We start from the raw sequence: 13,404 nt of genomic DNA on the forward strand, positions 1-13,404 counted from the left end.
CAAAATCAACCTATTCCTTATAGTTTTCAAGTTTTAATTATAGCATTGTTTTTTTTATCCTCACAACGAGAAGTCTGCTTTTAAGTTAAATAGATAAAAGTTTCACTTTATTCAGAAAAAATAGTAAAATGATAGTTGTACAACACTTATGTTTTGGGGAGGAATATAAATTGAAGAACAAGGTCGTAATTGTTACTGGCGGTTCAAGTGGCATGGGAAAACATATGGCGAAGCGATTTGCAGAACAAGGTGCTCATGTGGTAATTACAGGTAGATCAGCCGATCGATTACAAGAGACAGAAAATGAAATTAAAACGTTTGATGGACAGGTACTTTCAGTGGTGATGGATGTACGCAATCCAGAAGATGTGGAGCGCATGGTGCAAGAAACAGACAAGGCATTTGGACAAATTGATTTTTTAGTTAACAATGCTGCAGGCAATTTTATATGTGCAGCTGAAGACTTATCCATTAACGGATGGAACAGCGTAATTAATATCGTATTAAACGGTACATTTTATTGCAGTTCCGCAGTAGGAAAATATTGGATCAATAAAGGCGCAAAAGGGGCCATTACAAACATTGTAGCTACATATGCCTGGAACGCAGGAGCAGGTGTTATTCATTCAGCTTGTGCCAAGTCAGGAGTTTTAACCATGACGCGCACGCTCGCAGTAGAGTGGGGGAAGAAATATGGTATACGAGTAAATGCGATTGCACCGGGGCCGATCGAGCGAACAGGAGGAGCCGATAAATTATTTGAGTCAGAAAAAATGAAAGCGCGTACATTGGATTCTGTACCATTAGGACGCCTTGGAACTCCTGAGGAAATAGCAGGATTAGCTAGTTTCTTATTCTCCGATGAAGCGTCTTATATCAATGGGGAATGCATTACAATGGACGGGGGACAGTGGCTAAATCAGCATCCTTTTTAAGTTTGGATACGCACTAAAAAATACAAAGCAATCCGAGAAGGACTAGCAAAATTATGCTATTCGTATTATACTAACGTAAAGTGAACAAGGAGAGGGGAGAGTTGAGTGGACCCGTTAGATGTATTAACAAACATAGAGAAAACTCTTCCGTATTATCAAGCAATTTTTAGTGCAGATGGACATAGAGTAATTGGCTATGAAGTGTTGGCGAGGTTTCAAAATGAAGGGGAAATTGAAAGTCTCGGCCCATTCTTTCATGATGATGCGATTCCGGATGAATATCGCATAGAAGTTGATTATGCTGTTTTAACACAAGCGCTCGAGCATATGTTGACCCAGGAAGAACAATTTTTAATTTTTATTAATCAGAACCCTAATTTATTAATGAACGATCATGGAGAATCCTTGCTGGAATTATTGCAACTTTTCGAAAATAAAGGATTATCGCTTGATCGAATTGTTCTCGAAATTACAGAACACAATTTTAGTGGAGATTTGGAATCACTTCAACACTTACTAAAGTATTATCAAACATATGGTATTAAGATTGCAATTGATAATATAGGAAAAGAAAGTAGTAATCTAGACAGGATTGGGTTGCTTTCACCAGATATCTTAAAAGTAGATTTACATATTCTGAGACAAACGGACATGGCGCAGTCGTATCAAGACGTATTGTATTCTTTATCTCTGTTAGCAAGAAAAATGGGTGCTACGCTTCTATACGAAGATATAGAAGCCTCCTATCAGCTGCAATATGCATGGAGAAACGGAGGCAGGTATTTTCAAGGTTATTATTTACATAAGCCGGCTGCTGAACTTGTCGATCCCAACATCTTAAAGGATAAACTAAAGGAACGTTTTGAAATGTATATCGCTCACGAAAAGAAAAAGCTGCTTGCTGTTTACCAGCTGACAGAACGTTTTCAAGATAAAATGCAGCAGGTAATGACAAAGTGCAGAAAGTTAGAAACGTATGACGATATGCTGCCTGTTATTGCAGAAGAACTATCCAACGTGTGTTTTCGCCTTTACATCTGCGATGAAAATGGATTTCAAAAGTCTTCTAACTATGTAAAGAAAAACGAGGATTGGATTCTTGAACCTGAATATGTAAAGAAAAATTGGAGCTGGCGCCCATATTTTCTTGAGAATATTATTCGAATGAGCTATGAAAAAAAAGGCATATTATCAGATTTGTATAATGATATTGAAACAGGTGAGAATATCCGAACTTTTTCGTATCCAATTGATAATATGCACTATATATTCCTTGATATTTCATATTCTTTTTTATACGAAAGAGACGTTTTGTAGAGAATAAATAAGTTGAAGTTAAACCGGCAATCAGCAAAAGTGGTTGCCGGTTTTTTATGTTTTTTTTAAAGGAGAACGACAGTCGGTTATAGGGATATGCATAGGCAGGGAAAATTTCGGAATTCTAATAAAAAAGAAGTTAAGGAGCTGATTTAATTTGAAGAAAATATGCTTACTTGTCTTTTTGCTGATTGTCTTGTACTCAGGAAAATCTGTTCATGCAGAAGTATCAGGAGAGATTAGGCATGAAATCTTTATAAATTTGCAGGACGCTTATCAGGCTCAGCTAAGAGCTGCGTCTGCCCATACTAATCAAGACGCTGTTCGTGAGCTGAAATTGTTTTTAGATGATGAGTATGCATCTGTGTTTTTTAATGAGGCTCTCTTACAAAAAGCTCAAGGGTATGTCGGAGAGGGACCTGAATATTTAACACACTACATCCCTTTCTTTTCTTTTGATGAACAGACGAAGGTAGCTCTTCATTCCGACCAAAACAAAGCTTATGTCTATCAATTTTTTCCGGCTGTGCATAATGAACGGGTAAAATACCAAGATCATTACGAAATGATCACGTTAGTAAAAAAACAGGGGAAATGGAAAGTGCAAAAGTTTATATATAGTAAGAAACACTCAAAATAGCCGAGGAAAGCTTATTTTGAGTGTTTCTGTTATCCGATGTTAAGAAGCTTCTCAAGCGCTTGAAGGTCAAATCCTCTGATAATTTCCTGGTCAACACGAATGGTCGGAGTGGAATAAGACTCTAACTCAGTAGTCATTCGTTTTCGAGCAGAAGCATCTTTAGATACGTCAAATTCTTTATAGGAAACGTGATGATGCTGTAAAAACTGTTTAACAATTTCGCAAGGTGGGCAAGCTGGTTGTGTGTACAACTCTATAGATCTCAATGAAAGCACCTCCCTATATTAAAATGAATGGTGTTAAAGTAGAATGAAGTTTTGTATGATACATAGTATATCGCTATGTTATTATAATAAAAAACGACATATATCGCTATAATAAGGCATTTTCTTATGAAAAATCACGTAAAGTACTTGTGTTTTTTTAGTATGTGGCATATAGTGAAATGGTGTCTTTTAAGTATTAGTTTAGATAACGTATTTATTTGAATTGATATTGTAGAAAAGTCGAATGCGTAATGATGTAATAGGTGAAAGGAGAGATTATATGTCACAATTACAAGGTATTTTAACTCGTCTTGTGAATCTCCGTGAGCAAGCAAGTGGAAGTGAAGCGCCACAACGCTTCTTCGAAGTAGAGGGAAAAAGAATTTGCAGCGTGAAATATCATGCAAAAACTGAAACATACGAACTTGAAGTATATCAAGATGGTGAAAAGCCAGCCGTTTATCAATTTGATAACGTTGATATGATTGCAATTGAAATTTTTGAACTTATTCATTAAGGGATAAAGCAAAACGAATGCCGCAAAGGATTTTATACTTTGCGGTATTTTTTTGTTACTGCGTATGGAGTTTTTGCGGTGGCTTCCGCCCTATTTTCCCGAGAAATATCGACAAAGTGATAGCGGATTTTCTGATAAATAGAAGGAACGGGTCGAATGCTGTAAAAAAATCAAAATAAAAAATTCAGATAATTATGAACTTTCGTTGACACTTGTTTTAAAAAAATCTAGACTTAACATATAAGGGAGAACATCGATTGTGTCTGTTTCTATTCCCTCTTAAAGATTCGCATTTACGTAAGCAAGCTATTTTCATTTTGTAGCTTGTTCTTTTTCTCTTTACACACGTGGAAGTTATGAGAAATGGAAGGAGAATGTATAAATGATTGATATTGATCACAATCAGTTAAATCAAATTGAACTTCGAGATTTGCTTGTCACTTCTGATAAAGTTGCTCATGTTCAAGTGGGAAATAATTTAGAACATGCTTTGCTTGTGTTAACAAAGACTGGCTATACGTCCATTCCCGTATTAAATCCAAGGTTTCAGCTGCAGGGGTTCGTGAGTATGACGCTTATTTTAGATTCGATTTTAGGATTAAAGCGCATTGAATTTGAACGATTAGAAACCATGAAAGTAGAAGAAGTTATGAATCAAAATGTTCCTCGTGTCTCCATGAAAAAATCCGTATTAAAAGTCATAAATGCCATGATTAACCATCCTTTTTTGTGCGTAGAGAATGAAGATGGCATTTTTGAAGGGATTTTAACACGAAGAAATTTGTTAAAGTCATTAAGAAGGCAGTCCATCATTCTCCCGAAAGAGTTATTTCAATAATTTTTTTAAGAAATCGTGTTTCAGCCTATCTTTCTCCGTTTTTTTCTTATATGATAAAGGTAAAATGAAAGTAAAAAGAGGCTTGAAAGGAATAACTGAATGCAATTAATAGAATGTCGAATGCTCGTTGTATTAGCTCAAGAATTAAATATGAGAAAAGCTGCAGAGAGATTATTTGTATCACAACCAGCTTTATCACAGAGGCTGCAAACCATTGAAAAAGCATGGGATACACAAATCTTCATTCGTTCGCAAAAAGGACTGTCATTAACGCCTGCTGGAGAAAAGATTGTTCAATTTGCAAAAGAAGTGGTAGAAAAAGAAGATCGGGTTCGTGAGGACTTGCATCATTTAGATAATGAGGTATATGGTACACTCAAATTAGCGGTGGCTTCGATTATTGGACAGCACTGGCTGCCGGCGGTGTTAAAACGCTATATGGATCGTTACCCACATGCTAAAATCTCTCTTGTAACCGGATGGAGCAGTGAAATGCTTCGCTATCTGTACGAAGATGAGGTACATATTGGAATCATACGCGGAAATCCGGATTGGAAAGGTGTCAAAGAACATTTGTTTACAGATCCTCTTTACCTAGTTGATTCAGAAATTGAAAGGGCAGCGGAAGTAGTAAATACTCATCGACCATTTATTCAATTTAAAAGTGACTCAACGTATTATCAAGAAATTTTAGAATGGTGGCATCGAGAGTTTCATACTACACCGAAGCGTACGATTGTAGTGGATCAGATTGAGACGTGTAAGCAAATGGCTTTAAATGGTCTTGGCTTCGCTATTTTACCATCGATTGCTATTAAAGAAGCTGGAAGCCATATTCACCGGACGCCGCTTCTGAAAGCAAATGGAGAGCCAATTACGCGAGACACTTCTTTAGTTGGATATGAATCAGCGTTTAAGCTGAAGCAAGTTCGAGCATTTGTTGATATTGTACGTGAATATGTAAGAGAAACGGTCTAAAGCGAGCCTAGATGCTCGCTTTTTTTATTTGCAATCGTTATCTTTTTATTAAAACGATAATGATGCTTGTCATTGTGAAAGCATTTTGTTACATTAAATGAGACATTGCTTACTTAGGAGGAATACATAATGAAAATGATGGATGCTAATGAGATTATCTCATTTATTCAAAACAGCACAAAATCAACACCGGTAAAAGTTTACGTAAAAGGTGAAGTAGAAGGAATTGACTTTGGTTCATCTTCTAAAACATTCGTAACGGGAAACACAGGTGTAGTATTTGGCGAATGGAAAGAAATCAAAGCTGCTATTGAAGCAAACGAAGGAAAAATTGAAGACTACGTAATTGAAAACGATCGCCGCAACTCTGCGATTCCTTTATTAGATATGAAAGGAATTAAAGCTCGTATTGAGCCAGGCGCTATTATTCGCGATCAAGTTGAAATCGGGGACAACGCTGTTATTATGATGGGTGCATCTATTAACATCGGCTCGGTGATCGGTGAAGGAACAATGATCGACATGAACGTAGTACTTGGTGGTCGTGCAACAGTAGGTAAAAACTGTCACATCGGTGCAGGTTCTGTATTAGCTGGTGTTATTGAGCCACCTTCTGCAAAACCAGTTGTAGTAGAAGATGATGTAGTAATCGGTGCTAATGCTGTTGTTCTTGAAGGTGTAACAGTAGGTAAAGGTGCCGTAGTTGCTGCAGGTGCAATTGTGGTAGAAGATGTAGCTCCTTACACAGTAGTAGCAGGTACGCCGGCTCGCGTTATTAAAGAAATTGACGAAAAAACAAAGTCTAAAACAGAAATCAAGCAAGAATTGCGTCAATTAAACGAAGAATAAGAAAAACAATCGGTTTGCGCTTTTTCTTTGCTGAATTAATAGGTTTTAGCGATTGGGATACTGAATCCTTGAACGTATCATAGGGACAAGTTGGAAGCGTGGGCAACCACGCTTTCTTCTTTATTTCGTGAGGAGGACATACACATGGCTGAAAATGAATTTGTGAAAATAAGAAGAGAGCTACATAAAATTCCTGAATTAGGGTTTCAAGAGGTGAAAACACAGCGTTTTTTGCTTGATTATATTAAAACTCTTCCGCAAGAGCGCTTAGAAGTAAAGACGTGGAAAACAGGACTCTTTGTTAAAGTACATGGTAAAAATCCAACTAAAACAATAGGCTACCGAGCAGATATTGACGGGCTTCCTATCACGGAAGAAACGAATTATTCTTTTCAATCACAGCATGAAGGACTTATGCATGCCTGCGGACATGATATGCATATGGCCATTGGGCTAGGCGTACTGACTTACTTTGCTCAGCATGAAATCAAAGATAATGTACTGTTTATCTTTCAACCTGCAGAAGAGGGGCCAGGAGGAGCACAGCCAATGCTCCAAAGCGATATCATGAAAGAATGGCTTCCAGATTTCATCTTCGCCCTTCACGTAGCGCCTGAATATCCGGTTGGGTCGATTGCGCTGAAGGAAGGGTTGCTATTTGCTAACACGTCTGAGCTATTTATTGATTTAAAAGGAAAAGGTGGCCATGCTGCTTATCCACATACAACAAATGATATGGTAGTTGCTGCATGTCAGCTCGTTTCACAGCTTCAAACTATTGTTGCTCGCAACGTTGATCCGCTAGACAGCGCTGTAATTACAGTAGGAAAAATTCAAGGCGGGACGGTTCAAAATATTATTGCGGAGCGAGCTCGCATAGAAGGAACCATTCGCACGCTATCTCCTGAATCAATGACGCGTGTTAAAGAACGAATTGAAGCGATTGTTAAAGGAGTAGAAGTGGGATATCAGTGTGAAACAGCCATTGATTATGGCTGTATGTATCATCAAGTATATAATCACCATGAAGTCACGCGAGAGTTCATGGAATTTGCCAAAGCGCAAACGAACGTGGATGTGATTGAGTGCAAAGAAGCAATGACGGGAGAAGATTTTGGCTATATGCTAAAAGATATTCCTGGATTTATGTTTTGGCTTGGCGTTCAGTCTGAATATGGGCTTCATCATGCAAAGCTGCAGCCTCATGAAGGCGCAATAGACATTGCGATTTCACTTATTACAAAATATTTTGAACATAAAGGCAATCAATAAATCGTATAATCATTTTTCCTTATGGCTAAATTAATACCATGAGGAGGTGGGCAACGATGGCACGAATTGGTGTAGAATACGGTTTAACAGATGTACAGGCTGCACTTCAGCAGCTCGGACACGAAGTGGTACAATTACGCAACGAAAGTGATGCACAAGGGTGCGATTGCTGTGTTGTAACAGGACAGGATTCAAACGTAATGGGGATTTCTGATGCAGTAACGCAAGGCTCAGTTATTACAGCTAGCGGATTAACAGCAGAAGAAATTTGTCAGCAAGTAGGCAACAAAGTACAAGGATAAAAGAAAGCCGAAGGATATAAATCCTTCGGCTATTTTTTATGCATGCTGAGGCTGCTTGGCATCTTCAGGCTGCTTTTTATCAATATTTACTTGATGAGGGAACGGAATATCAATACCGTTTGCGTCAAACGCTTCTTTAAACTCTTTGCGAAGCTGACGTTCAACTCCCCACTGTTCACCGTTTTTAGCTTTGCCAACTACACGAAGCACAACGTCCGATGCGCCTAGGCCTTGAACTCCTATCACGTTTGGGCCTTCTACAATGTTTTCATTTGTTGCAGCAACGCGTTCGCATACTTTTTCTAGTACGGAAATAGCTTTGTCAATATCATCATCATACGAAATGCCAATATCAATCAACGCACGCATATTGCCTCGGGAATGATTGCTTAAACTTGTAATTTCACGGTTAGGCACATAGTGTAGAGTTCCATCAAATCCGCGAATTTGAGTAGTACGAAGACCTACTGATTCGACAATTCCTGAAAAACTTCCGGTTGTGACATAGTCGTCAACATCAAGCTGTTTTTCAAGAAGCAAAAAGAAACCTGTTACAACGTCGCTAACCAGTCCTTGAGCACCGAACCCGATTGCTAGGCCAACAACTCCGGCACCAGCTAATAAAGCTGTGGCGTGGATATTTACTGCTTCAAGCAGCATGACGACAAAAATAAAAATAAGTACATATGAAAACACATTAACGGTTAAACTTTTGAGTGTGAGCATACGTCCGCGCGTAGCATTTTCTCGCTCACTCATTTTTTCAAAGGAACGTTCAATAACTTTTTTACCAATTGCTCGTACAAGTAAAAATACAATGGTAATAGCAATGAGTTTTAACACAATAACTCCAGCATTGGTAAGAAGCTGTTCCCAGTTGATGTCTTGCATCTTAAACATTAATTGTTCATCCTTCCTATGTTCTGTTTCAATATTAATAAGTGGGAATTTATTCTCTGGAAAATATTTTGTAAGAGTATGAGCACATTTGTTTATTCCCGATATTAGACATGCTAAACTGAGAAGGTAAATAAATGCAACCCTTTTATAGCATTTTTTTGCTGAAGTCAGGGTTTAATTTGCCCTAAAGGCGGGCATAACAACTATATTGCCATTATAAGGTGTTGTTTAAATTAATTCTTAATTAATATTGACTAAAAAAACAATATCCATTATAATGAAAACCGTTATAACAGTACATAAGTGAGAATGTTTTATGCATTTTCTCATTTAATAATTATTTGGAGGGATCATGTATGCCAGAACGTATGGTAGGTAAACAAGCTCCACGCTTTGAAATGGAAGCTGTATTATCAAACAAAGAATTCGGTAAAGTTAGCTTAGAAGAAAATATTAAAAATGACAAATGGACAGTATTATTCTTCTATCCAATGGACTTTACATTTGTATGTCCAACAGAAATCACTGCACTTTCTGACCGTTATGATGAGTTTGAAGATCTTGACGCAGAAGTAATCGGTGTTTCTACAGACACAATCCATACACACTTAGCTTGGATCAACACTGATCGTAAAGATAATGGTTTAGGTGATCTTAAATATCCATTAGCAGCTGATACAAATCACGTTGTTTCTCGTGAGTACGGCGTTTTAATTGAAGAAGAAGGTGTAGCACTTCGCGGTTTATACATCATCAGCCCAGAAGGCGAATTACAATATTCAGTTGTAAACCACAACAATATTGGCCGTGACGTTGATGAAACTTTACGTGTTCTTCAAGCGTTACAAACTGGCGGACTTTGCCCAGCTAACTGGAAACCAGGTCAAGCTACTTTAAACGCGTAAGCACAACGTTTAAAAGGTCTAACGTCCACGTTAGGCCTTTTTTTCATCGGATAATAAAGAACATATAGTTAATAATAGTGAAAATAAGGGAGGCTTTTATTCATGAAATTACGTCAGCCAATGCCTGAGTTAACGGGCGCTACAGAATGGTTAAACGGAGAGGTTACAAAAGAGCAGCTAATCGGCGAAAAGCCAACGCTTATTCATTTTTGGTCAGTAAGCTGTCATTTATGTAAAGAAGCAATGCCTCAAGTAAATGAATTTCGCGACCAGTACAAAGATCAATTAAACGTAGTAGCAGTTCATATGCCGCGCTCTGAAGATGATTTAGACTTATCAAAGATTAAAGAAGTAGCAGCAGAACATGATATTACGCAGCCAATTTTTGTAGACAGTGAGCATAAATTAACGGATGCATTTGAAAATCAATATGTACCGGCATATTATGTATTTGACAAAACAGGTCAACTACGCCACTTCCAAGCTGGTGGAAGCGGTATGAAAATGCTTGAAAAGCGCGTGAATCGTGTATTAGGCGAGAACGAATAAATACAGGCAGTTGTAACAGGTGAAAAGCATTCGATGCTTAGTAGAACTTGCATCGAATGTTTTTCTTTTTTGTGTGTAGGAAGTAACTGATAAAGGAAATATAAAAATGTGGATTTTTTCTTGTGAGTTTACACCATACTAACACTAACAACATGATACGAAACTTACTATTGGAGGTAATTTACATATGAAATTAGGTATGATTGGCTTAGGGAAAATGGGAGCAAACTTAGTATTGAATTTACTAGATCATAACCATTCTGTGGTAGCATTCGATGTAAACAACGAAGCCGTACAGAAAGTAGCAGAAAAGGGAGCAGAAGGCGCTTCTTCCATTAAAGAATTAGTGAGCAAATTAGAAAAACCACGCATTGCTTGGGTAATGGTTCCAGCTGGGGAGCTCACAGAAAAAGTAATTTCTGAGCTCCAAGAACTACTTGAAGAAGGAGATATGATTATTGAAGGCGGTAATTCCAAGTATAAAGATTCTGTACGACGTGCTGCAGCTTCTGCTGAAAAAGGAATTCACTACTTTGATGTTGGAACAAGCGGCGGAATGGAAGGTGCCCGAAACGGCGCTTGTATGATGATTGGGGGAGATAAAGAAGCATTTGCTACAATCGAACCTATTTTCCGCGACATCAACGTAGAAAACGGCTATCTCTATTCAGGTGCAGCAGGAAGCGGCCACTTCTTGAAAATGGTCCATAACGGAATTGAGTACGGCATGATGCAAGCAATTGCTGAAGGCTTTGATGTGTTAGAGAAAAGTGAATTTGACTATGACTATGAAGCTGTAGCCCGCGTATGGAATAATGGCTCTGTTATTCGCTCATGGTTAATCGAATTAATGGAACGTGCATTTTCAAAAGATGCAAAACTGGACAGTATTAAAGGAGTTATGCATTCTTCCGGTGAAGGAAAATGGACGGTTGAATCCGCTCTAGATTTACAAGTGCCAACGCCAGTTATTGCTCTATCGTTAATGATGCGCTATCGCTCACTTGAAGACGATACGTTTACAGGTAAAGTAGTTGCCGCTCTTCGCAATGAGTTCGGCGGACACGCAGTAGAAAAACAATAAAAAAACAGGCTGGAACAAACGTATTTTAGACGAATTGAAAAACGAACCATTGATCAACATGTTTGATTAGTGGTTCGTTTTTTTGTTATGGTGGATAGTTTCGTCTGTGTAGATCTTTCTAGCAGTTCAACTCATGTATTCCATTTGTTCGTCTTTAGATTGAATTCATTTAGTTATATCCGAGCCTCTTTTTTATGACTATTTACCTTTTTTTGAAAAAATATCTAAAAATTATGGTAATTTATTTCGGAAACCGATATATTTAAATATGTGTGCCGCATTTTAGCTAAAGGAAGGACGGGGTATATGGAAACGTTTAAAAAACTAAAAGATTTTTATTTGCCGTACCGAATGTACTTTTTTTATTCTGCTATTTGCTTGTTGTTTGTAACCTCAATCACTGTGATTTACCCTATTGTGCTGCAATATACGATTGATCATATTGTGTTAGGAAAACAATATCAGCTAGTCGATAATGTAGCATTTATTTTTATTGGGCTAATGATTGTCAAAGGAATCTTTACATATATTCAGCAATATTACGGCGACTTATTTGGAATTAAGTCCGTGTATACTCTTCGCAATAAACTTTACCGCAAACTTCAGTATTTACCGTTTTCTTACTATGACAATGCTAAAACAGGGGACTTGATGTCCAGGTTGACAGCTGATGTAGAAGGATTTCGTTTTTTTCTATCTTTTGGATTCTCAGAATTAATTCGCTTCGTTATTTTACTTACTGCCAGCTTTTCCGTTATGTTCTATTACTCTATTTCACTCACTCTCGTCACAATCTGCCTGCTGCCTTTTTTGGGGGTAGCTGTTTATCGCTTTGATAAGCGCGTTCATCCAGCGTTTCGCTTAATTCGCCAATCGTTTGGGGAACTTAATACAAATGTTCAAGAAAATATAAGCGGCATACAAACGGTCAAGTCATTATCAAGAGAAAAATTTCAAACATCTAAATTTAACGAGTCCAACGGAGTTTATAAAAATCGAAACATTGAAACCGCGAATGTGTGGGCAACTTATTTCCCCTTAATGGAGTTTATAGGAAACTTATCTATTGTTGGTCTCCTTGCGTACGGAGGAGCGCTTGTTATGAACGGAAGCGTACGTCCGGGAGAGCTTGTTGCTTTCTTTAGCTTAACCTCTTATTTAATGTGGCCTATTATGAATCTAGGGTTTGTTATCAATATGTTTTCACAGTCTAAAGCTTCAGGTGAAAGGCTGCTAGAAATTTTAGAAGAAGAAGAAAAAGTCCATGAGCATGCCGGAAGTTTCTCTATTAATGGAACGGTCGAGTTTCAACATGTTAGCTTATCCTATCCAAACGAAGAAAAAAAGTCGCTTGAGAACATATCTTTTTCTGCTTCTAAAGGAAAAGTAGTAGGTTTAATCGGAGCAACTGGAGCCGGCAAAACAAGCTTAACCCAGCTGCTCACGAGGTTTTACGAACCGACTTCAGGACAAATCTTAGTTAACCATCGTCCGATTAAAGAGTATCCGCTTCCTGTTCTTCGAAAAGAAATTGGCTTTGTACTTCAAGAAACCTTTTTGTTCTCAAGCAGTATAGGAACCAACATTTCCTATGGCGTGCCGGGTATTTCTAGAGAAGACATTATTGATGCTGCAAAACGAGCGCAGGCGCATGACTTTATTATGGAGCTTCCGGATGGGTATGACACGATGCTGGGAGAGAGAGGACTGGGGTTATCAGGCGGACAAAAGCAGCGCATTGCAATTGCACGAGCGCTTATCTTAAACCCTAGCATCTTAGTATTAGATGATGCCACGAGTGCTGTTGATATGAAAACAGAAAGAGAAATTCAATTGGCTTTAAAAGAAGTGATGAAAAATCGTACTACGTTTATTATCGCACACCGCCTTTCTTCTTTGCGACATGCCGATGAAATCTTAGTCTTGCATGAAGGTCAAATAAAAGAGAGAGGAAGCCATAAAACGCTCATTCAAAAGGAAGGGATTTATAAAAATATTTATGACATTCAATATGAAAGCAATACGTCAGTGATGAACGTATAACAAGGGAGG

15 protein-coding genes are annotated in these 13,404 nt (G+C 38.0%); 13 read left to right on the forward strand and 2 right to left on the reverse strand.

Going from position 1 to position 13,404, the window contains the following annotated elements; all coding sequences use genetic code 11:
* The first annotated feature begins 170 nt into the window (after positions 1-170).
* The 3 genes from fadH (at position 171) to AC0C45_RS10110 (ending at position 2,892) form a co-directional block, all read left to right on the forward strand.
* A complete protein-coding gene (gene fadH, locus AC0C45_RS10100) occupies positions 171-935 on the forward strand; it encodes a 2,4-dienoyl-CoA reductase (RefSeq protein ID WP_016763424.1) in 765 nt (254 codons plus the stop codon).
* A 105-nt stretch (positions 936-1,040) separates the two neighbouring features.
* Positions 1,041-2,252, forward strand: coding sequence for an EAL domain-containing protein (locus AC0C45_RS10105; protein WP_013056032.1), 1,212 nt, complete (start codon positions 1,041-1,043; stop codon positions 2,250-2,252).
* A 157-nt stretch (positions 2,253-2,409) separates the two neighbouring features.
* On the forward strand, positions 2,410-2,892 hold the full coding sequence (locus tag AC0C45_RS10110) for a DUF3993 domain-containing protein (protein ID WP_034653485.1): 483 nt from the start codon (positions 2,410-2,412) through the stop codon (positions 2,890-2,892).
* 29 nt (positions 2,893-2,921) lie between these two features.
* Here the strand turns inward: AC0C45_RS10110 and AC0C45_RS10115 are convergent, their stop codons facing one another.
* The gene (locus AC0C45_RS10115; protein WP_013056034.1) at positions 2,922-3,158 is read right to left on the reverse strand and encodes a glutaredoxin domain-containing protein; all 237 of its coding nucleotides are present in this window, start codon (positions 3,156-3,158) and stop codon (positions 2,922-2,924) included.
* Positions 3,159-3,438: 280 nt separating this feature from the next.
* On the opposite strand from AC0C45_RS10115, the gene AC0C45_RS10120 reads away from it, so the two are divergent.
* The 6 genes from AC0C45_RS10120 to AC0C45_RS10145 all read left to right on the forward strand — a co-directional run bounded on the left by AC0C45_RS10120 (position 3,439) and on the right by AC0C45_RS10145 (position 7,914).
* Positions 3,439-3,675, forward strand: coding sequence for a YkuJ family protein (locus tag AC0C45_RS10120; protein WP_013056035.1), 237 nt, complete (start codon positions 3,439-3,441; stop codon positions 3,673-3,675).
* Positions 3,676-4,057: 382 nt separating this feature from the next.
* Entirely contained in the window at positions 4,058-4,513 is a 456-nt protein-coding gene (cbpB, locus tag AC0C45_RS10125) for a cyclic-di-AMP-binding protein CbpB (RefSeq protein WP_013082279.1), read from the forward strand.
* 99 nt (positions 4,514-4,612) lie between these two features.
* On the forward strand, positions 4,613-5,491 hold the full coding sequence (locus tag AC0C45_RS10130; RefSeq protein WP_013056037.1) for a LysR family transcriptional regulator: 879 nt from the start codon (positions 4,613-4,615) through the stop codon (positions 5,489-5,491).
* Between the two features lie 129 nt (positions 5,492-5,620).
* Positions 5,621-6,340: a 2,3,4,5-tetrahydropyridine-2,6-dicarboxylate N-acetyltransferase gene (dapD, locus tag AC0C45_RS10135; RefSeq protein ID WP_013082280.1), complete on the forward strand. Its 720-nt coding sequence runs from the start codon at positions 5,621-5,623 to the stop codon at positions 6,338-6,340.
* A 144-nt stretch (positions 6,341-6,484) separates the two neighbouring features.
* The gene (locus AC0C45_RS10140; RefSeq protein WP_016763428.1) at positions 6,485-7,612 is read left to right on the forward strand and encodes an N-acetyldiaminopimelate deacetylase; all 1,128 of its coding nucleotides are present in this window, start codon (positions 6,485-6,487) and stop codon (positions 7,610-7,612) included.
* 56 nt (positions 7,613-7,668) lie between these two features.
* Positions 7,669-7,914, forward strand: coding sequence for a YkuS family protein (locus AC0C45_RS10145; RefSeq protein ID WP_013056040.1), 246 nt, complete (start codon positions 7,669-7,671; stop codon positions 7,912-7,914).
* Between the two features lie 36 nt (positions 7,915-7,950).
* On the opposite strand, the gene AC0C45_RS10150 is transcribed toward AC0C45_RS10145, so the two are convergent.
* Entirely contained in the window at positions 7,951-8,814 is an 864-nt protein-coding gene (locus AC0C45_RS10150) for a mechanosensitive ion channel family protein (protein ID WP_016763429.1), read from the reverse strand.
* A 356-nt stretch (positions 8,815-9,170) separates the two neighbouring features.
* Between AC0C45_RS10150 and AC0C45_RS10155 the strand changes: the two genes are divergently transcribed.
* The 4 genes from AC0C45_RS10155 to AC0C45_RS10170 all read left to right on the forward strand — a co-directional run bounded on the left by AC0C45_RS10155 (position 9,171) and on the right by AC0C45_RS10170 (position 13,395).
* Positions 9,171-9,719 (forward strand): peroxiredoxin, encoded by a 549-nt coding sequence (locus tag AC0C45_RS10155; protein ID WP_013082283.1) that lies wholly within the window; start codon positions 9,171-9,173, stop codon positions 9,717-9,719.
* 102 nt (positions 9,720-9,821) lie between these two features.
* A complete protein-coding gene (locus AC0C45_RS10160) occupies positions 9,822-10,268 on the forward strand; it encodes a redoxin domain-containing protein (RefSeq protein ID WP_013056043.1) in 447 nt (148 codons plus the stop codon).
* 187 nt (positions 10,269-10,455) lie between these two features.
* Positions 10,456-11,352, forward strand: coding sequence for a phosphogluconate dehydrogenase (NAD(+)-dependent, decarboxylating) (gene gnd / locus AC0C45_RS10165; RefSeq protein ID WP_013056044.1), 897 nt, complete (start codon positions 10,456-10,458; stop codon positions 11,350-11,352).
* A 306-nt stretch (positions 11,353-11,658) separates the two neighbouring features.
* Entirely contained in the window at positions 11,659-13,395 is a 1,737-nt protein-coding gene (locus AC0C45_RS10170) for an ABC transporter ATP-binding protein (RefSeq protein ID WP_016763431.1), read from the forward strand.
* Positions 13,396-13,404: the final 9 nt, after the last annotated feature.

It is taken from the genome of Priestia sp. VA7 (assembly GCF_055710015.1).

Excerpts from the sequence above, each read along its gene's own strand:
- AC0C45_RS10150 (WP_016763429.1), bottom strand. The coding sequence starts at position 8,814 with ATGTTTAAGATGCAAGACATCAACTGGGAACAGCTTCTTACCAATGCT.
- gnd (WP_013056044.1), top strand. The coding sequence starts at position 10,456 with ATGAAATTAGGTATGATTGGCTTAGGGAAAATGGGAGCAAACTTAGTA.
- AC0C45_RS10145 (WP_013056040.1), top strand. The coding sequence starts at position 7,669 with ATGGCACGAATTGGTGTAGAATACGGTTTAACAGATGTACAGGCTGCA.
- AC0C45_RS10130 (WP_013056037.1), top strand. The coding sequence starts at position 4,613 with ATGCAATTAATAGAATGTCGAATGCTCGTTGTATTAGCTCAAGAATTA.
- AC0C45_RS10170 (WP_016763431.1), top strand. The coding sequence starts at position 11,659 with ATGGAAACGTTTAAAAAACTAAAAGATTTTTATTTGCCGTACCGAATG.
- AC0C45_RS10120 (WP_013056035.1), top strand. The coding sequence starts at position 3,439 with ATGTCACAATTACAAGGTATTTTAACTCGTCTTGTGAATCTCCGTGAG.
- AC0C45_RS10140 (WP_016763428.1), top strand. The coding sequence starts at position 6,485 with ATGGCTGAAAATGAATTTGTGAAAATAAGAAGAGAGCTACATAAAATT.
- AC0C45_RS10160 (WP_013056043.1), top strand. The coding sequence starts at position 9,822 with ATGAAATTACGTCAGCCAATGCCTGAGTTAACGGGCGCTACAGAATGG.
- AC0C45_RS10155 (WP_013082283.1), top strand. The coding sequence starts at position 9,171 with ATGCCAGAACGTATGGTAGGTAAACAAGCTCCACGCTTTGAAATGGAA.
- dapD (WP_013082280.1), top strand. The coding sequence starts at position 5,621 with ATGAAAATGATGGATGCTAATGAGATTATCTCATTTATTCAAAACAGC.
- cbpB (WP_013082279.1), top strand. The coding sequence starts at position 4,058 with ATGATTGATATTGATCACAATCAGTTAAATCAAATTGAACTTCGAGAT.